Annotated in this window: 16 protein-coding genes and 1 other annotated feature; of the genes, 14 read left to right on the plus strand and 2 right to left on the minus strand. The window is 36.7% G+C overall.

From position 1 onward, the window contains the following. Positions 1-20 precede the first annotated feature (20 nt). On the plus strand, positions 21-2477 hold the full coding sequence (locus tag IGK21_RS05960) for a phosphatidylglycerol lysyltransferase domain-containing protein (RefSeq protein WP_252703133.1): 2457 nt from the start codon (positions 21-23) through the stop codon (positions 2475-2477). Positions 2478-3032: 555 nt separating this feature from the next. On the opposite strand, the gene IGK21_RS05965 is transcribed toward IGK21_RS05960, so the two are convergent. Further along, complete coding sequence (locus tag IGK21_RS05965; RefSeq protein ID WP_010719308.1) at positions 3033-3629, minus strand: nitroreductase family protein; 597 nt, start codon at positions 3627-3629, stop codon at positions 3033-3035. Between the two features lie 364 nt (positions 3630-3993). Here IGK21_RS05965 and IGK21_RS05970 point away from each other — a divergent pair, with 364 nt between their 5' ends. The 6 genes from IGK21_RS05970 to pheT all read left to right on the plus strand — a co-directional run bounded on the left by IGK21_RS05970 (position 3994) and on the right by pheT (position 17156). Continuing rightward, complete coding sequence (locus IGK21_RS05970) at positions 3994-5460, plus strand: peptide MFS transporter (RefSeq protein ID WP_010719307.1); 1467 nt, start codon at positions 3994-3996, stop codon at positions 5458-5460. A 276-nt stretch (positions 5461-5736) separates the two neighbouring features. Beyond that, positions 5737-9267, plus strand: coding sequence for a PD-(D/E)XK nuclease family protein (locus tag IGK21_RS05975; protein WP_081129000.1), 3531 nt, complete (start codon positions 5737-5739; stop codon positions 9265-9267). Next, positions 9264-12980 carry a helicase-exonuclease AddAB subunit AddA gene (gene addA, locus IGK21_RS05980; RefSeq protein WP_181914951.1) on the plus strand — a complete coding sequence of 1239 codons (3717 nt, stop codon included), beginning with the start codon at positions 9264-9266 and terminating at the stop codon, positions 12978-12980. Before IGK21_RS05975 ends, addA begins: the two co-directional genes overlap by 4 nt. 70 nt (positions 12981-13050) lie before the next feature. After that, complete coding sequence (locus IGK21_RS05985) at positions 13051-13392, plus strand: winged helix-turn-helix transcriptional regulator (RefSeq protein ID WP_010719304.1); 342 nt, start codon at positions 13051-13053, stop codon at positions 13390-13392. A 42-nt stretch (positions 13393-13434) separates the two neighbouring features. Beyond that, positions 13435-13638 (plus strand) — a binding site (T-box leader). A 48-nt stretch (positions 13639-13686) separates the two neighbouring features. After that, the gene (gene pheS / locus IGK21_RS05990) at positions 13687-14730 is read left to right on the plus strand and encodes a phenylalanine--tRNA ligase subunit alpha (RefSeq protein ID WP_010719303.1); all 1044 of its coding nucleotides are present in this window, start codon (positions 13687-13689) and stop codon (positions 14728-14730) included. Between the two features lie 5 nt (positions 14731-14735). Next, positions 14736-17156 carry a phenylalanine--tRNA ligase subunit beta gene (gene pheT, locus IGK21_RS05995; RefSeq protein WP_181914952.1) on the plus strand — a complete coding sequence of 807 codons (2421 nt, stop codon included), beginning with the start codon at positions 14736-14738 and terminating at the stop codon, positions 17154-17156. A 63-nt stretch (positions 17157-17219) separates the two neighbouring features. On the opposite strand, the gene trpS is transcribed toward pheT, so the two are convergent. Beyond that, positions 17220-18230 (minus strand): tryptophan--tRNA ligase, encoded by a 1011-nt coding sequence (trpS, locus tag IGK21_RS06000; RefSeq protein WP_081129004.1) that lies wholly within the window; start codon positions 18228-18230, stop codon positions 17220-17222. Between the two features lie 250 nt (positions 18231-18480). On the opposite strand from trpS, the gene IGK21_RS06005 reads away from it, so the two are divergent. From IGK21_RS06005 to IGK21_RS06035, 7 genes are all read left to right on the plus strand, one after another. Next, positions 18481-19218: an amino acid ABC transporter ATP-binding protein gene (locus IGK21_RS06005; RefSeq protein ID WP_010719300.1), complete on the plus strand. Its 738-nt coding sequence runs from the start codon at positions 18481-18483 to the stop codon at positions 19216-19218. Positions 19219-19231: 13 nt separating this feature from the next. After that, positions 19232-20047 carry a transporter substrate-binding domain-containing protein gene (locus IGK21_RS06010; protein ID WP_010719299.1) on the plus strand — a complete coding sequence of 272 codons (816 nt, stop codon included), beginning with the start codon at positions 19232-19234 and terminating at the stop codon, positions 20045-20047. A 12-nt stretch (positions 20048-20059) separates the two neighbouring features. Next, the gene (locus IGK21_RS06015) at positions 20060-20707 is read left to right on the plus strand and encodes an amino acid ABC transporter permease (protein ID WP_010719298.1); all 648 of its coding nucleotides are present in this window, start codon (positions 20060-20062) and stop codon (positions 20705-20707) included. Between the two features lie 15 nt (positions 20708-20722). Further along, positions 20723-21379, plus strand: a complete 657-nt coding sequence (locus IGK21_RS06020) for an amino acid ABC transporter permease (RefSeq protein ID WP_010737486.1) — start codon at positions 20723-20725, stop codon at positions 21377-21379. Between the two features lie 299 nt (positions 21380-21678). Beyond that, positions 21679-21888, plus strand: a complete 210-nt coding sequence (locus IGK21_RS06025; RefSeq protein ID WP_010737487.1) for a hypothetical protein — start codon at positions 21679-21681, stop codon at positions 21886-21888. 513 nt (positions 21889-22401) lie between these two features. Next, positions 22402-23301, plus strand: coding sequence for a hypothetical protein (locus IGK21_RS06030; RefSeq protein ID WP_053766352.1), 900 nt, complete (start codon positions 22402-22404; stop codon positions 23299-23301). 365 nt (positions 23302-23666) lie between these two features. Next, entirely contained in the window at positions 23667-26384 is a 2718-nt protein-coding gene (locus IGK21_RS06035) for a hypothetical protein (RefSeq protein ID WP_252703134.1), read from the plus strand. Positions 26385-26751 lie beyond the last annotated feature (367 nt).

Genomic DNA, 26751 nt, shown 5'->3' on the forward strand with positions numbered 1-26751 from the left:
CTACCATTAGGTTAAGCAAAGTGTTACAAACAATTAGTAATGAATCTATCTTAAAAATTTTCAGTTTGTTTTTAGTAGGTGCTTTAGGCATTTTCATTCTTTGTCTCTACGACTTTGCATTGATCCGAAAACTGAAGACGATGAAAATTTCTAAAATAAAACTATTAAAAATCAGCTGGATTGCCAATTCATTCAATGCAGTTTTGGGATTTGGTGGAATTTTTGGTGCCAGCGTACGTTATAATTTCTATAAAAACTATATTGACCAAAGCAGAGTAAACCAACTAAAAAAAGCGATTTCGCTATTATTGATCTCATCTATTTCTGGTGTGGGCGTATTATCTGCAATGGTGCTGCTAAATGTTTTTCCAGAAAGTCATTTATTAGAGGGAAATGATACGATCAAGATTGGTTTAATTGTCAGTGCTTGTTTGTTGCCTCTATATATCGGCTACATTAGTATCAAACCGCCACTTCCAGCTGCGAGATGGTTAGGTTTACAATTCACGATCGTATCAACGATTGATTATCTCACTTCTGGTATTGTGATGTACGTCGCGTTTCGTTTTCTTAACTTGCAGGTTCAATTCGTTGATATGGAAAGTATTTTTATTTTAGCAACGATTGCTGGAATTATTAGTATGGTACCAGGTGGTTTTGGTGCGTTTGATGTCATTTTCCTTTTAGGCGCTACACAGGAGCTGCAGATAGATAAAGAAGCAGTATTGATGGCGCTGATTCTGTATCGTTTAGCGTATTACTTCATTCCACTATTGTTTGGTTTATTGTTCAGTGTGAGTGAAGTTCAAATGCTGATTAGTCAAAAAATCAGCAATAATCAATTTACGATTCTTACGAAGGAATTTACGACAGTAGTATTTTCGATTACGCAAGCACAGATGAAGCAAATTGGAAGAACGCTCAGCACAGCCATTTTTCTATTTTGTTCATTAACATTTTTATTTGATTCATGCATTTTATTTTTTGAATATGCATATATGGGAATGAAGTCGGCTTTTTTTATTGCGCCAATTTACGTATGTCTGAGCATTTTATTACTGACAGATGTCGTAGGGATTTATAAAGGGGCGATCGATACTTGGAAAATGTTGCGTTTCAAACTGATGTTATTAGCACTTTGTCAGTTTTATCTTTTTTGGGAAGACCAAAGTTTGACAGCCCTCTTATTAACAACGGTATTATTTGTAGATACTCTATTTTATAGGAGATGGTTAGAGGTCGAAGTCATCAAACAAAGTGTTTTAGAAAAATTGATTTGGACTTTAGCGTGTCTCTATGTATTTGATAGTCTAACTGAAATTTTTCCGATATTGCCTAGACAATCATTCTTTATTCTGAGTGGAACGACACTATTATTGCTTTTACTTTCTGGGCTTTGGTCAGTTATACACCGAAGAAGAAAAAGGAAATCATTAAAGCTTGATTTAAAGCTATTAGATGATGCTGAATATCGAAATTTCTTAGAACAAAATGGTGGAAATCACTTAGCTCATTTAGGTTTTTTAAAGGAAAACCGAGTAGCGTGGTGGGAAGATGTTGCAGTGATTTATCAAGAAAATAACCATTATCTCTTTATTTTAGGTGATCCAGTTGGTAAACAAGAAGCCATTTTTCCTTTTTTGAAAACTTTGGTGTCTAAAGCGAATCAATTAGGCAAACGAATTGTTTTTTATCAAGCTTCCACACAGTACCTTAGTTTTTATAATGATCTAAATTGCGAATTTTTCAAGTTAGGAGAAGAAGCAGTCATTGATTTATCTGAGTTTTCACTATCAGGGAAGAAGAAGAGAGGGTTTAGAGCAACATTAAACCAAATGGAAAAACTAGGGTATACGTTTGAAATCATCGAACCGACAATTGTTTCAGAGTCATCAGAAAGCGTGGGCTCAATTTCTTCGGAATTTTCACCAACATCACAGTTATCCCATGATCGTGAACTGTTGTCAGAATTGAAAGAAGTATCTGATCAATGGTTAAGGTCAAAAAATGAGATGACTTTTTCTGTCGGACGATTTGAGAAGGAATATTTAAATTGTGCAGCAGTTGGTATTATAAGAAATCAAGAACAAAAAATTGTTGGCTTTGTTTCCATGATGCCAACTTATACTAATGAGACCATTTCAGTCGACTTGATCCGTTGGTCTATCAGTGAAGAAGTGGCAATGATGGATGCTCTTTATTTATATTCCATCCTATGGGCTAAGGAACAAGGTTATCAAAAATTCAATTTAGGAATGGCTCCGTTCTCTTCTACTTATAAAAACACAATTAATTTAGAGAATACGTTTATTTACAGCGTCTATAATAATACTCAGTATTTGTATTCATTCAAAGGGTTAAGGAAATACAAAGAAAAATACAAGCCTCAGTGGGCTGCAAAATATCTCGTTTACGAAAATAAAACCTGGGTGTTGAAAAACTTATATGCTTGTTATAAATTAATTCATTCAAAATAATAGAAAAAGATGATAGTCGTAACAAAGCCATCAGGAAGAGGTTGAGACAAAAGTGTTTAGTATCCAGAAATAAGAAGGAATTTCCGAAAATTGACAAGGAACACAAAAACTCATTTTATTCGTTTTAGAGATACTAGAAGAGACTGAGACAACTTTTGTCCCAGTCTCTTCTAGTATCTAATTTTTTAGATCATTAAAGGTATCTCTAAATTTTTTAGTGAAATTTGATAGAATTTATTAATAGGCAAGTCTAATAGAACGCATGAATAGACTATTTTAAGATTTTTATGTAATTAATGTAACAAGTCCTTCTGGTTAAAGGTAGGATAAAAGAAAATTGATAAAGAGCTCAGGGCGACCTTCGCCCCGAGCTCTTTATCTTTAGTAGTTTAATATAGACAGAAATGGTATCACAGAGTGAACATTAAACCATAAGCAGACACTTTTAAGGAGTTGAAAAGCTATTTTAAAAATGTGCACTTATTGTTCAAGTTAAAGCACGCTATTCACAACCATTAAAGTATTGGGCTAAAAGTTGGTTATTACATAGAGGTTTTAGTTAAATACACGGAAACGATCTTCGTCGTTCATATATTCTTTTTCTCCAGCTGGTGTTTCTGGTGAGCCAAACACTAATTGAGAACGTAGTTTCCAATTAGATGGGATGTTCCATTCTTTAGCGACAGCTTCGTCAATTACTGGATTGTAATGTTGCAAGTTAGCTCCTAAACCTTGTTCTGTTAAGGCTACCCATGTATTTGCTGTAGCAATCCCATTTGATTGTTCTGACCAATCTGGGAAGTTGTCAGCATATAATGTAAATTGTTCTTGGAGATTTTTGATGATATCTGTATCTTTAAAGAACAAGACTGTTCCATAGCCTTTTTTGAAGCCCGCTAATTTATTTTGCGTATTTGGAAAAGCTTCAGCAGGTGTCAATGGGCGAAGAGCTTCTTCGGTCATTTCCCATAATTTTTCGTGAGCATCTCCAAAAAGAATGACTGCTCGTGTTGATTGTGCATTAAATGCAGTTGGACTTTCTTTGATTGCTTCTTTGATCAAAGCTGTTAATTCTTCATTTGATAGTGTTACGTTACGTCCTAAATCATAGATAGAACGACGGTTTTGCAAAGTTGTTGTAAATGTTGTCATGGTAAAATCTCCTTTAGTTGCGATCTGCATATTTTATGAGTACATACGAAGTATATCACCTTACAAAAAGTAAGTGAAATAATATGCTCACAAAAAATAAGTAAATTTTTTAATGAATATTAAAATAATAGAGGTTATTTTAGTTAACGTTTCCATTGTTGTTAAACTAAGTAAAACTCGATCATTTTAAAATAGCAATATATAATTATTAAATATCTGTTTATTTTTTATTATCGTTTTCCCATTAAATTTTATTCGTTTTTATAGAAAATAAGTATATATTTCTTAAATAAGTTTTTTAGTTAAATTTTTCAGTGAATATTTATAGTATTTTCTGAAAATTTAAAGAATTGGGGTATGGATTATGGAAAATCAACAAGACAAGGGCTTCTTCGGTCAGCCGAAGGGGTTGTCAACATTGTTCTTCACAGAGATGTGGGAACGATTTAGTTATTATGGTATGCGTGCGCTGTTGCTTTACTACATGTACGATACTGTAGCAAACGGTGGACTTGGATTACCTACCGCAACAGCATTAGCAATTATGTCAATTTATGGTTCACTGATTTATATGTCTAGTATCATCGGTGGTTGGGTTTCAGACCGTGTACTAGGTGCAAAAAGAACTGTTTTCTTCGGTGGAATATTTATTATGCTTGGACATATCGTCTTAGCATTGCCATTTGGTGTTTCCACTTTATTCGTCTCAATGGCTTTGATTATCTTTGGGACAGCCTTTTTGAAACCAAATGTTTCCGGAATGGTTGGACATCTTTATTCAAAAACTGATTTAAGACGAGATGCCGGCTTCTCTATTTTTTATATGGGGATCAACTTAGGTGCGATGCTAGCACCGATCATCGTAGGAACGATCGGACAGGAATACAACTACCATCTTGGCTTCTCATTAGCTGCAATCGGAATGTTCTTTGGACTGTTACAATACGTGATCCAAGGACGTAAAACGTTGGATGGTATAGGAACAGTTGCTCCTAACCCATTAACAGCAGCAGAGCGTAAAAAATTCATTCGTAACTTAGTCATTGCTTTAGTTGTGATTGTAGCAATCTTTGGTGGCGCACAAGTCACTGGACATTTAACCATTGATTTCTTTGTCAATTCAATTAGTGTTTTAGGTATTCTTTTACCGTTATACTATTTTGTTAAAATGTTAACAGCTAAAAATGTTACAGCAGAGGAAAAACCAAAAGTATGGGCGTATATCCCATTATTTTTAGCAGCGATCATTTTCTGGTCGTTACAAGAACAAGGATCTTCCATCTTGGCTCTGTTTGCACAAGAACGGACACAATCAACATTGTTCGGTATGAATATTCCAGCTAGTTGGTACCAATCATTGAATCCGATTTTCATCTTCGTCTTGACACCAGTATTTGTTACATTGTGGACGAGATTAGGAAAACGACAACCATCAACAGTAGTGAAATTCTCACTAGGATTATTATTTGCTGGGTTATCTTTCTTATTAATGATGTTACCAGGCATGCTTTATGGCACAGATAGTAAAGTAAGTCCAATGTGGTTGATCGGCAGCTTCTTCATTGTCGTAATCGCTGAATTATGCTTATCACCAGTTGGCTTGTCTGCGACAACAAAATTAGCACCTAAAGCTTTTGAATCACAAACCATTGCTATCTGGTTCTTGGCAGATGCTTCTTCACAAGCGATCAATGCACAAATCGCGCGTTTCTATACACCAGGTACTGAATCTGCTTATTTCGGGATTGTCGGTGTCGTAGCAATCGTTGGAGCAGTTGTATTGTTTATGATCAAAGAACCAATCAAAAAATTGATGGGTTCCATTCATTAAACCAAATGAAGTTATAAAAGAAAGTATCAAAGTTAGTGGAAATAACTAGCTTTGGTGCTTTTTTTATATGGATAAGTATAAGAAATAAGTAAAGGATAGCGATTGATGGATGTGAATCGCAAGAAGTAGTCTTAAACTTTTTTTGAGAGGATTTGGTAAAATAATCTCTATAAGCGCAAACAATTAATTTCTAAAAAAAATAGGAGAAAGAACAAATGTTCAGTTGTTTTTGGTATAATGAATGAGGAATGAATCTAAGGAATAAGGAGAGGGAAAATGTCTTTACAATTTATTCTCGGGACAGCCCGAAAAGACCACCGTACAGCGTTGATTGATGAATCAGTCGAATGGTTAGCAAAAGATAGCATGCACCAGGTATTTTTCCTTGTACCTAACTATAATAAATTTGAACAAGAACAAGAAATCTTGACAGAGCTGCGTCAAAGAAGTGGCAAAACGTCATTTAGTACAACGAATGTCCAAGTCTTTAGTTTTTATCGTTTAGCGTGGTATTTGTTGCAGCAAACAACGTTATTGTCTGGTAATGAACTTTCAGAATCTGGTTCGGCAATGATCTTGCGACAGATCCTAGAAAAAAATGAAGAAAATTTAACGATTTTTCGGGGAGAAATCAATAAAAAAGGGTTTATTCGCCAGCTGCAAGAATTGCACAATGAATTACGTATTGGAAATATTTCACCTGAAGATCTTGTCTTTTCAGAACTAGCGGATACGGTAAAAGCTGAAAATCAACAGTTGAAAATGAAAGATCTTCAATTGATTTTTACAGCTTTTGAAGAAGAATTAGTCCAACGTGCGCTGCAATCTGAAGATGCTTTGACCATTTTGGCAAATTATCTACAAACGCAAGACATGTCCAAGGTGAAATTTATCGTTAGTGGTTTCACTCGAGTCAATGCGCAAGAATATCAATTGTTACAGGTCATGATGGAAAAGGGACAGCTAGTGATTGATTTGCTTCTTGATCGTCCTTATATCACGGATATGCCTGAAGTGTTGACATTGTTTCATGAAACAGGAAAGCTCTATTTCCAACTAATCAACAGTGCCAAAGAACGAAGAGTGCCGGTTTTAGTGGAAAAATTTGCCCCAGAACATGAAAGACCGCTTGCACTCATGCACTTGCAAAAAATGTGGGAAGAAACTTCTAGCAACAAAAAAAGCCAGCCGCTGAAGGTTGGGCAACAAGAGGCGTTGAGAATTTGGGAAGCAGAGAACGCCACCGAAGAAGTCAGACAACTAGCTGTGGAGATCCGTCGTTTGGTCAGCGAGGAAAATTATCGCTATCGTGACATTCAAGTGTTAACGAAAGATATGGCGTTTTATGGTAACTTGCTACAACCTGTTTTCAAAGAAATGGCGATTCCTTTTTATATTGATGAAGAGCAGTTGATGGAGAATCATCCATTGATCGAATGGATCAATAGTTTATTCGCTTTAGATCGATATGCCTATCGTTTGAATGATATCATGCGTTTTTTCAAAACTGAATTATTCATTTGTGAAGCGGATGATACACTAGACTTAGCCAGTTGGCGTGAGCAAAGAAATCAGTTCCGAGCAAAATTAGATGTCACAGAAAATGTAGCACTTGCTTATAACTATCAAGGTTCATACTGGACGAGAGAAAAAGATTGGCAGTTCGTGTCTTACGATTTTGAAGCAGAACAACTGGAAGATGTTCAAGAATTAGAAAAACGCTCGAATGATATTCGGCACTTCTTCAAAGAGAAAGTCCCAACATTTTTTGACAAGATGAAAAAATGTAAAAATGGACAAGAAGGCGCGACGGTCTTTTATCGTTTTTTGGTGAACAGTGGCGTACAACAACAATTAGTTTTTTGGCGAAATCAAGAAATTGAACGAGGCAATTTAGCAGCAGCCCGAAACCATGAGCAAACATGGGGGGCGTTGATTGATTTACTGGACGAGTATTCGCTCATTTATGGGGAATCTGAATTTGACTGGCATTTGTTTCAGGAAATCATTACCAGCGGGTTAGAAAATTTAAGTTATGGGAAGATTCCTACAGCAATCGACCAAGTACGCATCAACCGCTTGGAACTGGTACGATCAAACCAGGCGAAAGTCACGTTTGCCATTGGCTTGAATGATCAAGTATTTCCTGATCGGCACGAAACGAAAGGCTTGCTTTCTAGTGAGGAAAGGGAAACGTTGAATGCTCGTTTAGCGGAAGAGAAATTTTTATTTGATCCCGCAAAAGAGAACTTGTCTTTTGAACCATTGCAAGCCTACTTGGTGTTTGCTTCAGCCACTCAGCGTCTATACCTCAGTTACGCTCAAAGTTATGATACAAACACGTTGAAAATCTCTCCTTATTTGAAACGAATCATGGAATACTTGATGATCCCAGCTGAAAGAAAAGAGCATTTGGTTTTAGACAGCGATCCGAGTTGTTATATCGGTACGTATCGTAGTGGGATCAATACAATCAATCATATCTATCGTTTAGCAAAGGAAGAGAAGAAAAAAGTTCCGGTGTATTGGCGCCAACTAAGAGAGCAGATCTTGCAATCACAATGGCGAAATTTTGCATTGCGCATTTTTGAAAGTCAAGAACATCTTAATGTCCCGGTGTCATTACCTAAAAAGATGGCAGAGGAACTCTATGGTAAAGATATTTATACCTCTATTTCCAGATTAGAAAATTTCTATAATTGTGAATATAAATATTTTGTCCAATTTGGTTTGAAACTGAAAGAACGAATGGTCTATGGTTTAACGCCAGCTGCTACAGGTGATTTTTATCATGAATCATTAGACCGTTTCTTTAAATTACTATTTTCAAATCAGATATCGCTAGTAGAAATGACCGACACACAACGTAAAGAGTTTACTGAAAAAGTCTTGCAAGACGTCTTTGGCGAGTTACGCTTTGAAATTTTAGATAGTTCAGCTCGAATGAACTATATTCGTTATCAGTTAGGACAAACGATCCAAAAAGTAGCTTGGGCATTACAAAAGCAAAGTAAAAATACAGGGATGAAGCCCCTTCAAACAGAAATATTGTTTGGCCAAATTGCTGGCGCTCAAGGTATCCCAGGGTTGGAATTACCACTGAATAATGGTGGGAAATTACATGTTCGTGGGAAGATTGATCGTGTGGATGTTGCTGTTGAACAAGCGGATACCTGGCTTAGTGTTGTCGATTATAAATCAAGTGGACGTTCCTTTGATGTCACTGAAGCTTACTACGGGATGGCTATGCAACTGTTGACCTATCTAGACGTGGCGTTGATGGATGCTGTCAAATTGACTGGAAAAGCATTGGTTCGACCAGCTGGTTCCTATTATTTACATGTCCATAATCCGATTTTGTCTGAAGCAAATGAAATTGAAAAAGAGACATTGAAAAAATTCAGTTATGACGGCATTTTTGTCGATGAACCTGAGTTATTGGAAGTATTAGATCATTCACTGGAAGCAAAAGAGAACTCTTTGATTTATCCGATCAAGAAAAATGCGAAAGATGTCTATCAAAAGGGAAGTTTTAGTAAAGAAAAATTCTATACAGAACAGGAACTCCAACTTTTTATGGCGCATAATCGTGCGAATATGCGTTTAGCAGGGGATAAAATCACGTCAGGGGAGATCAAACTTAATCCAGCATACAAAGACAAGGAGCGGCTTGCTTGTCAAATGTGTCCTTTTAGAAGTGTTTGTACGTTTGATGTGATGTTGCAAGAAAACAATTATCACCGTTTAGAAAAATTAAACAAGGAAGAAGCCCTGCGAAGAATAGAAAAAAGGAGTGAGGAAGAATGACCAAAATTCCTTTGAGACCAGAAAACGAACGATTCACTGACGAACAATGGCAAGCCATTTTTGATCAGGGAGATAACTTGCTGGTATCAGCTTCCGCTGGTTCTGGAAAAACCACAGTGCTTGTCCGTCGAGTAATCGAAAAACTAAAAATGGGGTTCAATATTGATGAACTTTTGATCGTGACGTTTACAGAAGCGGCAGCGAAAGAAATGAAAGAACGGATCCAAGAAGCTTTACAAGAGGCAGTCAATAGTGAAAGCGATCCGGCACGCCAACAACATTTCACGAAACAGCTGATTTTATTGCCGAGTGCTAATATTTCTACTTTACATGCTTTTTGTTTAACGGTCATCCGCCGATTCTACTACTTGATCGATATTGATCCAGTTTTTCGGATGTTAACGGATGAGACAGAAACGATCTTAATGAAAGAAGATGTTTGGGATGAATTACGCGAGGCTTGTTATAGCGAAGATCGGGAAGAGTTTTTCCAATTAACAATGAATTTTTCAAATGATCGTTCAGATGATGGATTGACCAATCTGGTTTTCTCTCTTTATGAATTTGCGCGAGCGAATCCTGATCCCAAGCGTTGGTTAGATCAATTAGTGGATAACTATCGTTTAGATGATGGATTAGCTCATTCTCCATTGTACCAAGAACAATTGCGACCACTTCTACTTACAGATATGGCACAAAGTGTGCAACTTTATGAAGAAATGGTTGGATTAGCGCAAGAAGAAGGTCTGGAAAAAATGTTGGAACAAGTTGCAGGAGAAAAAGAACAAGTCCAACGCATTTATGATCACTTATTACAAGATCAATTGCCGGAAGCCTATACTGGTTTAGAAACATTGACTTTTACTACTTTTAAAAGCAGTCGCAAAGCAGAGCTGAAAGAACGTTCAGCCGAAGTTAAAAATTTAAGAGATCAGGCGAAAAAAATCATTCAGAAAATTGGAAAAACTTATTTTCCGATTTCTCCTGAACAATTGACCGAACGGACGAAAAAAGCTGCTGTCCTAGTGGAAGAGTTGACGAATGTCACCAAACGTTTCATGGATGGCTTTAGCCAACGAAAAAGAGAAAAGGGAGTAGTAGATTTCAATGATTTAGAACATCTTGCCTTGCGAATCTTGACGACTCAAACAGAAGAGTCATGGCTTCCAAGTGAAGCATCAAAGCTTTATCGTAAGCAATTCAAAGAAGTAATGGTCGATGAATACCAAGATATCAATCAGTTGCAAGAAGCTATCCTTTATTGGCTTAGACAGCCTGATCCGACAAACGGCAATTTATTCATGGTTGGGGATGTCAAACAGTCGATTTATTCTTTTCGACTAGCTGATCCTAGTTTGTTTATTGAAAAGTATGAAGCATTTTCAACAGCTGACGGTGGAAGACGGATCATTTTGGCAGAAAACTTTCGTTCCCGAAAGGAAGTCCTGTCATTTACCAATCTAGTGTTCCAACAATTGATGGACCCCGTTGTGGGACAAATCGCTTATGATGATGCTGCACAATTACGATTAGGATTTCCCGATTTCCCCGAAGTCGATCGCTTTGAACCAGAACTATTGATTTACGAAAAAGAAGAAGAGCCAAACAGCGACCTTCCAATTGATGAGAATCTAGAGGACAAAACAGAAGGCGAACTCTTTATGACGGGCTTAAAAATCCGCGAACTGATTGATGAAAAATTCCTGATCTATGATAAAAAAATGAAACAGAATCGTCCTGTCGAATATAAAGATATCGTACTTTTAACACCTACAAAGAAGAATAATCTGACGATATTAGAGATCTTTAAAACATTGGATATTCCTTTAGAAATGAACGATGCCCAAAATTATTTTCAATCTACTGAACTACGTACGATGATTTCTTTGCTACAATTGATTGATAATCCATATCAAGATATTCCATTGGCAGCCGTTTTACGTTCACCGATCGTAGGACTGATTGAACCAGAACTGGCACAGATCCGTTTAGCTGATCGTACGCATACCTATTATGATGCGGTGCTGGCTTACCAAACAGCAAATCAGAATGAATTAGCTGATAAATTGCGCCATTTCAATGACCAACTCGAATTGTGGCGGGAACTGGCTCGGCGGTCTTCAATCACTGACTTGCTGTGGGAGATCTATTTACAAACCGGTTATTTAGAATATGTAGCAGGTTTACCAGCCGGTGCCCAAAGACAAGCAAATCTTTATGCCTTGGCTGATCGTGCAAAAGCGTATGAACAAAGTTCGTTTAGAGGGTTGTATCAATTCGTTCGCTTCATCGAAAAGATGCAGGAAAAAGACAAAGATTTAGCGGAGCCGGTGATTTCATCCGCCGATAATGCCGTCCGAGTCATGACGATTCACGCAAGTAAAGGCTTAGAATTTCCTATTGTCTTTTTATTAGATATGACCAAACAATTCAATTTGCAAGATTTAAAAAAGCGATATGCTTTTGAAGAAAAACTAGGTGCGGGGATTCGTTATATGGACCCTGATACTCGGGTGTTGTATGATACCTTGCCTTACCAAGCGATCAAATCAGCCAAACAAAATAAGTTATTGTCAGAGGAGATGCGTAAACTCTACGTTGGTTTGACCCGTGCGGAACAAAAATTATTTATTATCGGCTCGTATAAAAATAAAGAAGATACCTTGAAGAATTGGTCAGAAGCTTCTGAACAAACCGAATTAGTCTTAGAACCAACGACTCGATTAAAAGGGAAGAACAGCTTGATGAGCTGGATCGGTCTTAGTTTGATGCGTCATCCATTGATGCAAAACTATTTTGCCGAAGCAACCATTCTTTCAGAATTAAAAAACTCTGATAGCCAATTTGCGATTACTTGGATGAATCAACAATCTCTGCTTGAAAAAAGGCAACGTTTAATAGCGCAAGAAAACGATGCTGCTGAAAATAATGACGTGGATCAAACACCACTATCACCTGCTCTGAAAGCACGACTCGATTATCGTTATCCTTTCAAAGAGTCAACGCAAACCACAAGTTATCAATCGGTCTCTGAAATTAAACGTTTGTTTGAAGATCCAGATGATACGCTTGATGCTAAACTTGTCTGGGAAAGTAATGAAACAAGAGGGTTAAACCGCCAATTCCGTTATACGCAAGATACATTGGCTGAACCACGTTTCTTACAAAAAACGCAACAGGTTTCAGCTGCGGCAATCGGAACTGCAACACACTATTTATTGCAATTGCTGCCATTAGAAATGCCGACTACTGAGTCGATCCAAGCATTGCTAGATGAATTAGTCAAAAAGCGTTTAGTGGATCAAAAGGTAGCCAAAAAAATTGATTTTTCTGCTATTCTTTGGTTTTTTGAAACCGAGCTAGGAAAAGAATTGATCAAGCAAAAAGAGCATGTCAAACGGGAACAACCGTTTTCAATGCTATTACCTGCAGAACGGGTCTTTGAACAATACCCAAATGAAGAAGATGAATTACTGATCCATGGGATTGTTGATGGTTATATCGATTTACCCACGACGATTCAATTATATGACTTTAAGACGGATTTCATTTTGGATCGCAACGATGAAACAGCGATTGATGCAGTCATTCAAAAATATCGTGGGCAATTGAATCTTTATCAACAGGCGTTGACAGAATCATTAGAAAAGCCTGTCACAGATGTCTTTCTTGTCTTATTAAGCGCAAAGAAAATAATAAATATTAATAAATAATAATAATTGAGCAACTAGGACTTACACTTTGTAAGTAATATGCTATACTCTTAGCAAAGAGGTGAGTAAAATGGAGCTAACACAGACAGAGTTCACTTTATGTCCTAAATTTGAAAAGACCTTTTCGATTTTAGGTAAAAAATGGAATGGGCTGATTATTGATGTATTGCTTGAAAATGGTCCGCAACGCTTTGTTGATCTCGCAGCTAAAATACCTATGGTGAGTGATCGGGTTTTAGTTGAACGATTAAAAGAACTTGAAAAAGAAAAAATCATCGCCAGAAACTTCTCATGTAAAGAGTCCAGCCGTTCAGAATATATGTTAACTGAAAAAGGAGCGGATCTTCAAAAGGCCATCGTTCAGTTACAGGTTTGGAGTGAAAAATGGGTGACAGAAGAAGAATGCAGTTGATTTTGGAAGTGAAATCTTGTAAACTGGCATTAGATGAATAGCTAAAGAACGTTGACGAAAAAGAGTAGTTTGGCTAAACCAGTCCAGGGAGATCTGTCATAGACTGTAAGCAGATCCTGAGTTTGAAAAATGAAGTTCACTTTCTGAGTTCGTCTGATTTATTCAGACCGGCAAATGTCGTTAAAAAAGTAAGTGTACGGTTTTGACCGTAAATTAGGATGGTAACGCGAAGACCTCGTTCCTTTGTAGGAATGAGGTCTTTTTTGTATTTGAATTTGAAGGAGGAAATAGGGAATGTCTCTACAAGCCCAATTAGAAAGCTTGAAAGAAGCCACAATCGTTAAAATAGCGACAGCACGCGATTTAAAAGAATTAAATCAAATTCGTGTAGAAACTTTAGGAAAAAAAGGACCAATCACCGAAGTTTTACGGGGAATGAAGGATCTAAGTCCTGAAGAACGTCCGAAAGTTGGTAGTTTTGCCAATGAGATTCGTGATCTGTTGACAGCAGAAATTGAACGTAAAAAGCAAGCGTTAGAAGAAGCGGCACTTGCAACAGCTTTAAGCAAAGAAACAATTGATGTGACCTTGCCAGGACGTCAAGTCAAACAAGGAAACCGCCACATCTTGACACAAATCATGGAAGAAATCGAAGATATCTTTGTTGGAATGGGCTACCAAATTGTTGAAGGGTATGAGGTGGAGTCTGATCATTATAATTTTGAGCGAATGAACTTACCAAAAGACCACCCAGCTCGTGATATGCAAGATACTTTTTATATTTCAGAAGAGATCTTGATTCGTACGCATACCTCACCAGTACAAGCACGTACGATGGAAAAACATGACTTTTCAAAAGGTGCACTTCGAATGATCTCACCTGGGAAAGTATTCCGTCGTGATACAGATGATGCTACTCATAGTCACCAATTCCATCAAATCGAAGGATTAGTGATCGATGAAAACATTACGATGGGTGACTTAAAAGGCACTTTAGAAGTCGTTATGAAAAAGATGTTTGGTGAAGAACGTGAAATTCGACTACGTCCTAGTTATTTCCCGTTTACTGAACCTTCTGTTGAAGTGGATGTCAGCTGTTTCAAATGTGGTGGCGCTGGCTGTAATGTCTGCAAGCACACAGGTTGGATTGAAATCTTAGGAGCTGGGATGGTTCATCCAAATGTATTGAAAATGTCAGGAATCGATCCGGAAAAATACTCTGGTTTTGCTTTTGGCCTTGGCCCAGATCGAGTAGCAATGCTACGTTACGGTGTCAATGATATTCGTAATTTCTATCAAAATGACTTGCGTTTCTTAAGTCAGTTCAAAGGGGAGTAAAAAGCATGTTAGTTTCTTATAAATGGTTAAATAAATATCTTGATTTGTCAGCAGTTACGCCAAAAGAACTAGCTGATAAAATGTCAGTGACTGGGATCGAAGTGGAAGGAATCACGGTTCCTGAAGAAGGCTTAAAAAAAATCGTAGTCGGCGAAGTCAAGGAATGCGTACCACATCCTGATTCCGATCATTTATCGATTTGCCAAGTGGATATCGGTGAAGAAGAACTTTCACAGATCGTTTGTGGCGCACCTAACGTGAAGGCAGGGATCAAAGTCATCGTTGCTTTACCTAATTCACGGATCGCAGGGAATGTAAAAATCAAAAAAGGGAAAATGCGTGGTCAAGTTTCTAATGGAATGATTTGTGCCTTACAAGAAATTGGCTATCCAGATAGTGTTGTTCCCAAAGAATATGCTGAAGGAATCTACTATCTTCCACAAGAGGCAGTCAATGGAGAGCCCGTCTTTTCTTATTTAGACATGGACGATTCAATTATCGAGTTATCGATTACACCGAACCGCGCAGATGCTTTATCTATGCGAGGAGTAGCATATGAAGTGGGGGCGATTTATCGTCAAACACCTCATTTTGCAGAGGAAGAATTAGTAGAAGCAGCACGTCCGGCAAAAGACAAAATCAAGGTGACAGTCGAAGATCCAGAAGCTGTGCCTGCTTATCAAATTCGAATCATTGAGGGCGTAAAAATCCAATCTAGTCCACAATGGTTACAAAATATCTTGATGAATGAAGGGATTCGACCAATCAACAACGTAGTAGATATCACAAACTACATCTTACTGTTGTTTGGGCAACCATTACATGCGTTTGATTATGATCGGCTGGGATCACAAGAAATCGTCGTTCGTCAGGCAAAAGCAACAGAAAAAATCGTTACGTTAGATGGCGAAACACGTGTGCTAACACCCGAAAATCTCGTGATCACTAATGGAGAACAACCAGTCGCTTTAGCAGGTGTGATGGGCGGCTTGGATTCTGAAATCACTGAGACAACGACTACGGTTGCTCTAGAAGCAGCTTTGTTTGATCCAATTTCGATCCGTCGAACAGCGAAACAATTCAATTTAAGAAGTGAATCTTCTGCTCGTTTTGAAAAAGGAATCAATCAAGCAACAGTTGCTGAAGCATGTGATGTTGCTGCTGCAATGATCGTTTCGTTAGCAGGCGGTGAGGTTCTTCAAGGTGCGGTTGCTGGTTCGACTTATCAAGTAGAAGACGTAACAGTAACGATCACCCTCTCACGAATCAATCATTATCTAGGAACTGACTTAACAGTGAAGGAAGTAAATGAGATTTTTGAAGCACTTGGCTTTGGCTGTCAAAGTGAAGGGGAAACGTTCACCGTTACTGTTCCTCCTCGTCGCTGGGATATCAAGATTGAAGCGGATATTATTGAAGAAGTCGCTCGTATCTATGGTTATGATCGCTTGCCTTCCACATTACCAAGTGGAGAGACTGTTGCAGGAAGTTTGACCCAAGAGCAAGCAATAACACGCAAGATCCGTACATTACTTGAAGACAGTGGTTTACATGAAGCCATCAGCTATGCTTTGACAACGGAAGAAAAATCTCGTCAATTTACAATCAAAGATTCCTTAGTTACACGTCTTGATTGGCCAATGAGCGAAGACCGTTCTGTCTTACGAATGAACTTGATCAGTGGCTTATTGGATAATGTGAACTATAACGTAGCTAGAAAAAATAGTGATGTCGCTTTTTATGAAGTCGGAAGAGTCTTCTATCAAGAAAACGATCCATTGACTCATTTGCCGCAGGAAGTGAAAAATGTTGCTCTTGCATTGACAGGTACTTGGCAGGATAAAAGTTGGCAAACTCAAGCAGAAGTAGTTGACTTCTATACGATCAAAGGTCTTTTAGAAAACTTGTTTGAACAATTAGGAATAGCAACAGAAATTTCTTATCAAGCGACTGATAGTTTGAAAGACATGCATCCAGGAAGAACAGCGGAAATCTATTTAGGTGAAACAGTGATTGGATTTGTTGGACAGGTTCATCCGAATACAGCTAAAGAATACGATGTTCCAGAAACCTATGTTGCAGAATTTGACTTGAGCTCAGTGATCGAAGCTGCTCAAAAAGGGATGACTTTCCATGCGGTGACAAAATTCCCTTCCGTTTCTCGTGACATTGCGATGTTAGTTGCAGAAACAGTAACCAATCAAGAAATCGTAACGGTTATCCAGTCTGCTGCAGGTAAGTTCTTAACAGACATCCAACTGTTTGATGTGTATCAAGGAAAAAATATCGAGGAAGGACATAAGTCAATGGCTTACAGTCTGACATTCGAGAATCCTGAAGCAACAATGACAGATGAAGAAATTAACCGATCAATGACTAAGATCGAAAAAGCACTAAGTGAAACAGTTGGTGCAAATATTCGTTAAACTGTAAAAAAAGACGCCCTCACAAAGAATGAGGACGTCTTTTTTTATTCATTAACAAGCCAATCAGTTAAAATAATTGATTCCCATTGCAGTTTTGACTTCTGCTAGAGTTTGAGCAGCGACTTTCGCAGCAGCGTCACTACCGTCTCTTAGGATCGCCATCACAGCGGCTGGATCTTTCGCTAATTCTTCTCTTCTAGCACGAATTGGAGCAAACTCTTCTTCCAAAACATCAATCAAATAGCGTTTGATTTTTACATCACCTAGACCACCACGACGATAATGAGCTTTCATTTCTTCAATTGCGCTTTTATCTTTTCCAAACACATCAAGATAAGTGAATACCATATTGCCTTCGACTTGACCTGGATCTTCCACGTGGATGTGATTTGGGTCTGTGTACATACTCATTACTTTTTTCTTGACCACATCAGCAGGATCAGAAATATAGATGCCATTACCCAATGACTTGCTCATTTTTCCATTTCCATCGATGCCAGGCAAACGGCCCATTCCTTTTGGTGGGAAAACGCCTTTTGGTTCCACTAAGACGTCGCCATACGTGTGGTTGAAACTTTGAACTATTTCTTGCGTTTGTTCAAGCATTGGTTTTTGATCTTCACCAACAGGAACTAAATTCGCTTTGAAAGCCGTGATATCAGCAGCTTGCGATACAGGATAAATAAAGAATCCAGTTGGGACACCTTCACCAAATTTTTTCTGTTCGATTTCTGTTTTAACTGTAGGATTACGACGGACACGCCCAACGCTGACTAGGTTTAAATAGTACATAGTCAATTCAGCTAATTCTGGGATTTGCGATTGGATAAAAAGCGTTGATTTCGTAGGATCTAATCCAACAGCTAAATAGTCTAAAGCAACTTCAAGTACATTTGAAGAAACCTTCTCAGGGTTTTTAGCGTTATCGGTTAGGGCTTGCATATCTGCAATCATTACAAAAAGTTGATTGTTTTCATCTTTTTGCATTTCTACCCGTGTTTTGAGTGATCCTACATAATGCCCTAAATGTAACTTGCCAGTCGGGCGATCACCTGTTAGAATAATATTTTTCAAAAAAAACACCTCTTTACGATTTGTAAGACTAAGCACTTAATATCTTACCGTTTTTTGGAGGAAGAAACAACCGTTCTAAATCAAAAGACGAACAAAATGCAGAAAAATAGCAGATGCAAGAAGCAAAGGAGAAAAATAACGAAAGAAAGTTTCAAAGAAACTTTACAAAATACGTAAGTTTCAGATATAATATGTTCTATTATATATCTTTAAATGTTTTCTTACTAAATAATAATGGGAGTGTAATGATATGGCAATGATTAAATTTGATAACGTGGAAAAATACTACGGCAAATTCCATGCTTTGAAAAACATAAACCTCGAGTTTGAGAAAGGGGAAGTCGTCGTTGTCATTGGTCCTTCAGGTTCAGGTAAAAGTACAATGTTACGATGTATCAATGGATTAGAAACGATCTCTTCTGGAAGATTGTTAATCAATGATATCGACCTTCAGGACAAAAAAACCAAATTGACCGAAGTCAGAAAAAATGTTGGAATGGTTTTTCAGCATTTTAATCTATATCCTAATAAAACCGTTTTAGAAAACATTACACTTGCACCGATTAAAGTATTAAAGCAAGATCAAGCAAGTGCAGTGAAAAACGCGGAAAAATTCTTAGAAAAAGTCAACATGCTCGACAAAAAAGATTCTTATCCATCTATGTTATCTGGAGGACAACAACAGCGTGTGGCAATTGCCAGAGGTTTGGCGATGAATCCGGAAATGCTGCTATTTGACGAGCCTACATCTGCTTTAGATCCGGAAATGATCGGGGATGTACTTGATGTAATGAAAAAATTAGCTCGTGATGGGATGTCAATGATCGTCGTGACCCATGAAATGGGATTTGCAAAAGAAGTAGCAGATCGGGTTATTTTCATGGCGGATGGCCAAGTATTGGAAGATAGCCGCAATGTAAAAGACTTCTTTGAGAACCCTAAAGAACCTCGGGCACAACAATTTATTAGTAAAGTAATCAATCATTGATAGGAGGAATAAAATGCGTAAGAAAACAATGATTCGTTTGCTTTTCCTTTTGGGTCTGGTCTTTTTGATATTAGCAGGCTGCAAAGGAAAAAGTGTCGCTGAAGAAAATATTCTGGAACGAAGTAAGCAAAACAACACCATAACGTGGGGTGTAAAATACGATACTCGCTTATTTGGGATGATGGATATCAAAAGTAGTACGGTTCAAGGATTTGATATCGATATCGCTAAAGCGATTACGCAAGAGATTCTTGGAAAAGATGGGAAAGCAGAATTTGTGGAAGTTACCTCTAAAACACGGATTCCGCTATTAAAAAATGGAAATATTGATGCGATTATTGCGACAATGACCATTACAGATGAACGAAAAAAGCAAGTTGATTTTTCTGATGTTTATTTTGATGCCGGACAATCTTTATTAGTCAAAAAAGGAAGCCCGATTAAAAGCGTAGATGACTTAAATGCTGAAACAACTGTGCTCGCAGTCAAAGGATCAACTTCTGCAGTAAATATCCGAGAACATGCTCCAGATGCAAAAATTCTTGAACTAGAAAACTATGCCGAAGCGTTTACTGCTTTACAATCGGGGCAAGGAGATGCTATGACGACCGATAATGCCATTTTGTTGGGAATGGCTGACGAGAACCCTGACTATACTTTAGCAGGTGGGACGTTTACCAATGAACCTTATGGAATTGCGATCAATAAAGGACAAACAGAATTTTTGGATGCCGTAAATCAAGCGTTAAAAGAACTCATTGCTAACGGCACATATGATCAGATTTACCAAAAATGGTTCCCAGATACCACCCAAGGAAAAGTGAATTAAGGAGGGGAAAGAATGGCTGAGTTGCTGCAAACATATGGATCAACCTTCTTAGAAGGGTTTAAAATCACTATCTATTCAAGTGTGTTAGCTTTATTATTTAGTTTGATTATTGGAACACTGATGGCAATTTTTCAATTGTCAACGAACAAAGTGATCAGTGGACTAGCTAAAGCGTACGTGGAATTTTTTCGAAATATCCCATTGTTGATTATTGTGATGTTCTTTTATGTCGTCCTTCCGATCTATTGGATTAGTTTTGACGGCTTTCAAGCAGGGACGATCGGTTTGACGATCTATACTTCGGCATTTATTGCAGAAACCGTTCGTTCAGGGATTCAAACAGTGCCAAAAGGGCAAACAGAAGCGGGTTTATCAGCTGGTTTGACCTATGCGCAAACGATGCGGTTTATTATTTTGCCGCAGGCTTTCAAGATCGTCGTACCACCATTAGGAAACCAATTCATTAATCTAGTCAAAAATTCATCGATTTTAGCTATCGTTGCTGGGTTAGATTTAATGTATCAAGGGGACTTAATTGCCAGTGAAACTTTCAACACTTTTGATACCTATATCATCGTGGGTCTTTTTTACTTAGTAATTACATTACCTTTGTCTTACTTGATGACATATTTAGAGAAAAAATGGGCAGTTCGTTCATAGGAAGGGGAGAACAAAATGGATTTTAGTGGTGCTTTTTCATGGATGAATATCCGCTTCTTATTAGAAGGATTAAAAGTGACTGTGGAGGTTTCATTATTTTCAATCATCTTTAGTTTTTTGATTGGCGGGATTTGTGGTGTGGTTCGTTTTGCCAATATACCTTATCTTTCAAAAATACTAGGAATACTAATTGATATTATCAGAAATCTTCCATTGTTATTGATCATTTTCTTTACGTATTTTGCCTTACCACAAATCGGTATCCAAATGAATATTTTTTGGTCAGCCGTAGCAGCATTGACGATTTTTGAATCGGCTATGTTATCAGAAATTTTTCGAGCAGGGTTGAATGCCGTTCCTAAAGGACAAATGGAGGCTGGTCTTTCCACAGGATTGTCTTATGTAGAAACGATGAGAATCGTCGTTTTACCCCAAGCATTTAAATCAATGATCCCAGCAATCGTGAGTCAGCTGATTTCATTGATCAAGGATACATCATTAGCAGTGATCATTTCCTTACCTGAATTGACTCACCAAGCACGAATTGTTTACGGCCAAAATACCAATTATGTATTGCCAATGTTTGTGGCAATGACATTGATGTATTTTGCTGTCTGCTATGCTTTATCCTTACTTTCTTCCTATTTAGAAAAAAGAAAGTACAGCTATTAGTCAAAAACTTAGCATGCTCGTTGTTCAATGAAAATTGTTCAGCGAGTATTTTTATTTGATTCGTCAATGTAAAACTTAGATCGTTTTTCTCTTCAACGATATTGTGAGAGAAAGTAGTCGTAGACAAAGATCAGCTTAAAAACATAGCTTACAGTTTTGTTCGTTCAGGTCATTTAAAAATATGGACTGTCTTGACAGTAGGAAGTATACTAAGTGTCGTTAGGTAAACGTATTGAAATGAGAGGATGCCTAACAGAGTTTGTGGTAACTATAATGGATAGAGAAAGAGATGTTGTTAGATGGAAGAGATTATAAATGCTTTTCAAGCAAACCCGATATTTTCTACGGGATGTATTATTTTTATCATAGGTGTGTTAATTTTTTGTTTTGGAAGAAAATTATTTTTCGTTCGTTGGCTATTGGGAGATACCAGTATGTTCGGACAACTATTTTGGGGACTGATTTTATCAGGTATCGGACTAGCAATCATTGTCTATTATCGAATGTAATTGACTAATTGTATACGAATGATCCATTGCTTGCGACAAACAGGAAATGGTAAAAAGAAAGAAGTTTCTGTAAGATTTTCTAGAAATATAGTACATTTTTTGTGTAAGGGTTCGTTTATTTAGGAAAATGTCAAAAATGAATGAACAAATTGGTCGGTTAGAAAACCAACTGTTCTGAACGACTGCTAAAGCAAAAAAGGGGAGCTTGCGTGAAGTAGAAGTACGATGTTCTAGTGGTCGATAGATCATTCAATCAACAATTTGTGACAAACAGAAGTGGATAAATTAAGAATCTTCAATTTTAATCTAGTATAGGCAGTCATCATCCATTCTCTATAAGTGGGTGATGACTGCTTTTTGACAGAATGGTTATCGGATAGTAACTCGAAAAACAACATGTTTAGTGATATCAGATGCCAAAAAATTCTTTCTGCAGAAATAAAAGTTACTTAGATACTCCTTTTTTCTGATAGTTTAACAAGGTAGTATATAACTTTTAAAGGAGAGAATAACATGCCAAATGATAAACAAAAAATAGCAGTAATACGGACAGGAAGTCAATATGCTATTGCTCTTCAACTAATCAAGGATCATAAGCTTGTGAGGGGAGAAGCTAATAGTTCGGAAAAGTTAGCAACATTAGGTAAAATTCTTTCTAACTATAAGAGAGAGTCTGCAGAAGGGATTATCTTTTATCTTCCGCTTCTTCCAGAAGAGAAAAAACTGTTACGACAAAGGAACATCCAAATGAATAGTGATGATAGAATAGTAGTGGATGATAAAAATAAAACCTTTTATATTAACTACCTTAATCAAAAGTATGATTTAAGCAAAAAAGCAGTTTTGTCGAAAGAAACAAAACATGCACTAATTCAAGACCTTGATAAATTCTATTTCGATTCTTTGGACCTTAACAGGTTTACTTCCTTTATTTATGATTTAGATGTGATCGCTAGAAGAGATGTTCAGACACTCTTAAAGAAGCAAACGCCCAAGATAGAAAAATCAATAAAAAAGGCTAGAGAAGATTTAGCGGTTGATCAAGTGAAAGAAAGATTTAAGATGAACAGACACTATACTGAAATTCCTCCAACACTAATGGTGCAATTTCAAGACGAGTTGAAAAAATCTGAATACATAAGCAAAAAGAGGCAAAAAATAGAAATTGAGAAATTAAAAAATGAATATAAGTCTCCAAGTAAACCAAATGAAAGACAGGAATATTTCAAGATGAGTGTAAAAGAATTTCTTGAAAAAGGAAGCTCCGAACAAAGAAGCCTTAATAAAAGAAAACGTGAGCAAGGAAAATCCGAGCAAGGAAGACTTACGAAAAAAAGAATTGAGCAATTAAAAACATCTGTACTACCAAAGTCACAGGCATATCTAAACAAAAAGGATCAATTTCAAAGATAGTGATCAATAAACTCTAAGAATAATTACATAGTTTATGAGCTCGGGTCGTTAATCAGAAAAAATTGGATGAACGACCCGATTTTTATAGCTAAATCAAAAATAGGATTAAAGAATCAATGAAATATTATGAAAGGAACTGTTATGTATAGGACTACTCAAATACAATTTTTTGATGCATAATTCTTTGAAAATACTATACTTGACCTTGTATTCTCAGAAATTAAAAGTAATAACCTAGAATTTTAATCAATTAAATGGTATTAAATTGCAAAATTTTCTTTTCTTGGAAATAAAAGTTTTCTTATGTATTCTTTTTTCTGATAAATTGATGAAGCAGTACATAAAATTTTAAAGGAGAGAATAACATGCCAAACATGGAACAGAAAAAAGAAACAAATCAAAAAATTGCAAATAATGAAAGCAAACGACCTCGAAATACTTTGTATAATCATGCTACTATAGCTTTTCAACTAATCGAAGAGTGTAAGCTTGAGGAGGGTGAACCTGTTAGTTCGGAAACATTAGCAGCAATAGGTGAATTTCTTTCTGAACTTAAAGATGATGTAGCAGAAGGGGTCATCCAACGACTTCCACTTCATCCAGATGAGAGCAAACTCATACAACCAAACAACCTAATAGAGACCCAAAATACAATAGAAGTAACTAGCCAAAATAAAACTTTTTATATTGACTACCTTAAGACAAGGCATAAGATTCACTCAGATACACGTTTGCCGAAGGAAACAAAAGATGCACTAATTGGAGACCTTAATAAATTTAAGTTTAATCCCTTGACTCCTGATACGTGTATAGCATTTATTCATGATCTAAAAATAAACGCTGAACAGGACGTTAAGGAACTTATAGGAAATCAAACGTCAAGAGTGGAAAAATTAATTGAAGAAAGAAAAGAAAATGAAGCGGTTAAGCAAGCGATAGCAAGTTTTATGAAGAATAGACACTTTACTAAACTTAACCCCACCATATTAAAGCAATTCATAGATGAGTTGGAGAATAGACCAATAATAAGCCGAGAGAGACGAGAAAAAGAAATTGAGAAGTTTAAGAGTGAATATAACTATGATGAAAAAGAATATTTTAAGGTAAAAGCAACAGATCAAGTTTCATTAAGTGAAAGACTAAATAATTCAGATTTAAAACCAAAAACTCTACTAAACCAAAATGTACAACAAAAGACTCCACCACCGATTCCACCAAAACCAAAAGTATCTGTTCAAAGTAATTCAATAAATGCTACGGCACAGGATAAGCTAGTATCCATGTTGGCTGAATCAACAAAAAGACATTATCAACTTTCAAAGAATCAACCGACAGCTCCAGAAAAACTACATACAATAGCAAATGAAGTGGTGGATTTAGACCTTAATATAGACCAGAAACAAGAGCTTATAAGTACGCTTCCTATGTCAAAAGCAGATAGAGACAAACTTCGGAATATATTCCAAAGTAATGCAATAAATGATAAGGCAGTATCCCTGATGATTAAAACAATAAAAAACGATTATCAACTTTCAAAGAGTCAATTTACAGCTCCAAAGGTTTTACATGAAATAGCCGTTACCATTGAGAATAGTGTACTTGATCAAAATTATATGAAAAAAGTTCCTGAAGCTCTTGGCATGAGAAGAGAAGATGAAAAAACACTTCGAGATATGATCAGCGAAAGCCTGAAACAGCAACCCAATAAATTACAAGAAAATAAGACAGACACTAAAATAAATGGGAAGACTATAGATCAAGTACAGACTGAAAACATGATATTGTTATGTGAGGCAATGGACACAGCATTGGGACTTAAAGCGAACAAAAAGGTAGACCCAGAAATGCTATCTATGATGGCCGAATTTATTGTTAACAGTAGCCTTGATAAAGTCTCTCAACGCAATGTAGTTGATGTGATTTTTATTACTAAAGAAGATAAAAAGGACCTTATCAAAATAATGAAAGAAAAAACAGCGTTGCTGAACAGGGCGTATGGAACTTCACAAGAACCAGCTAAAACAAACCTAAACTCAACAAATCAAGTTTCATTGAGTGAAAGACTAAATAATTCAGATTTAAAACCAAAAACTCTACTAAACCAAAATGTACAACAAAAGACTCCACCACCGATTCCACCAAAACCAAAAGTATCTGTTCAAAGTAATTCAATAAATGCTACGGCACAGGATAAGCTAGTATCCATGTTGGCTGAATCAGCAAAAAGACATTATCAACTTTCAAAGAATCAACCGACAGCTCCAGAAAAACTACATACAATAGCAAATGAAGTGGTGGATTTAGACCTTAATATAGACCAGAAGCAAGAGCTTATAAGTACGCTTCCTATGTCAAAATCAGATAGAGACAAACTTCGGAATATATTCCAAAGTAATACAATAAATGATAAGGCAGTACCCCTAGTGGTTAAAATAATAAAAGACGATTATCAACTTTCAAAGAGTCAATTTACAGCTCCAAAGGTTTTACATCAAATAGCCATTACCATTGAGAATAGTGTACTTGATCCAAATTATATGAAAAAAGTTCCTGAAGCTCTTGGCATGAGAAGAGAAGATGAAAAAACACTTCGAGATATGATCAGCGAAAGCCTGAAACAGCAACCCAAAAAATTACAAGAAAATAAGACAGACACTAAAATAAATGGGAAGACTATAGATCAAGTGCAGACTGAAAACATGATATTGTTATCTGATGCAATGAACGCAGCATTGGGACTTAAAGCGAACAAAAAGGTAGACCCGGAAACGCTATCTATGATGGCCGAATTTATTGTTAACAGTAGCCTTGATAAACTCTCTCAACGCAATTTAGTTGATGAGATTTTGATTACTAAAGAAGATAAAAATAACCTTATCAAAATAATGAAAGAAAAAACAGCGTTGCTGAACAGGGCGCACGGAACTTCACAAGAACCAGCTAAAACAAACCTAAACTCAACAAATCAAGTTTCATTGAGTGGAAGACTAAATAATTCAGATTTAAAACCAAAAACTCTACTAAACCAAAATGTACAACAAAATGATCATTTACCTAAAAAGTCAGATGGATTTAGTCGATGAACAATAATTGCTGGCTCTTTGTCAAATGATGTTGGTAAAGAGATATCTTAGAATAATTTGGACGAGATTGGGACAATAATACTTTTCAAAAAGAAAATCAGGCTGATTTTTCTTATTTTAGACACTTTTTCCTGCATTCTGCTTTGAAATAGCACCAATTATTATTTAAAGGCAACATCCGTTTCTGGAATATATTATTGTTCTACATCTAGTGGTAAAGTTGTTTGATTGATGGTATAATTTTTAAACATAAAAGCATGCTCCTTTTTGATTGGGTTACTTTAATCTTACAAGGTTGCGTGCTTTTTGTGTACCTTAAAATCAAAAAAATGGGGCAATAATCAGATTTTTTTTCTGACTATTGTCC

This window comes from Enterococcus sp. DIV1421a (genome assembly GCF_051711025.1).
In the GTDB taxonomy this organism is placed as follows: Bacteria; Bacillota; Bacilli; order Lactobacillales; family Enterococcaceae; genus Enterococcus_B; species Enterococcus_B hirae.

Coding starts and splice junctions, on each gene's coding strand:
- IGK21_RS05965 (WP_010719308.1), bottom strand. CDS start 3,629: ATGACAACATTTACAACAACTTTGCAAAACCGTCGTTCTATCTATGAT.
- IGK21_RS05970 (WP_010719307.1), top strand. CDS start 3,994: ATGGAAAATCAACAAGACAAGGGCTTCTTCGGTCAGCCGAAGGGGTTG.
- IGK21_RS05975 (WP_081129000.1), top strand. CDS start 5,737: ATGTCTTTACAATTTATTCTCGGGACAGCCCGAAAAGACCACCGTACA.
- addA (WP_181914951.1), top strand. CDS start 9,264: ATGACCAAAATTCCTTTGAGACCAGAAAACGAACGATTCACTGACGAA.
- IGK21_RS05985 (WP_010719304.1), top strand. CDS start 13,051: ATGGAGCTAACACAGACAGAGTTCACTTTATGTCCTAAATTTGAAAAG.
- pheS (WP_010719303.1), top strand. CDS start 13,687: ATGTCTCTACAAGCCCAATTAGAAAGCTTGAAAGAAGCCACAATCGTT.
- pheT (WP_181914952.1), top strand. CDS start 14,736: ATGTTAGTTTCTTATAAATGGTTAAATAAATATCTTGATTTGTCAGCA.
- IGK21_RS06005 (WP_010719300.1), top strand. CDS start 18,481: ATGGCAATGATTAAATTTGATAACGTGGAAAAATACTACGGCAAATTC.
- IGK21_RS06010 (WP_010719299.1), top strand. CDS start 19,232: ATGCGTAAGAAAACAATGATTCGTTTGCTTTTCCTTTTGGGTCTGGTC.
- IGK21_RS06015 (WP_010719298.1), top strand. CDS start 20,060: ATGGCTGAGTTGCTGCAAACATATGGATCAACCTTCTTAGAAGGGTTT.
- IGK21_RS06020 (WP_010737486.1), top strand. CDS start 20,723: ATGGATTTTAGTGGTGCTTTTTCATGGATGAATATCCGCTTCTTATTA.
- IGK21_RS06025 (WP_010737487.1), top strand. CDS start 21,679: ATGGAAGAGATTATAAATGCTTTTCAAGCAAACCCGATATTTTCTACG.
- IGK21_RS06030 (WP_053766352.1), top strand. CDS start 22,402: ATGCCAAATGATAAACAAAAAATAGCAGTAATACGGACAGGAAGTCAA.
- IGK21_RS06035 (WP_252703134.1), top strand. CDS start 23,667: ATGCCAAACATGGAACAGAAAAAAGAAACAAATCAAAAAATTGCAAAT.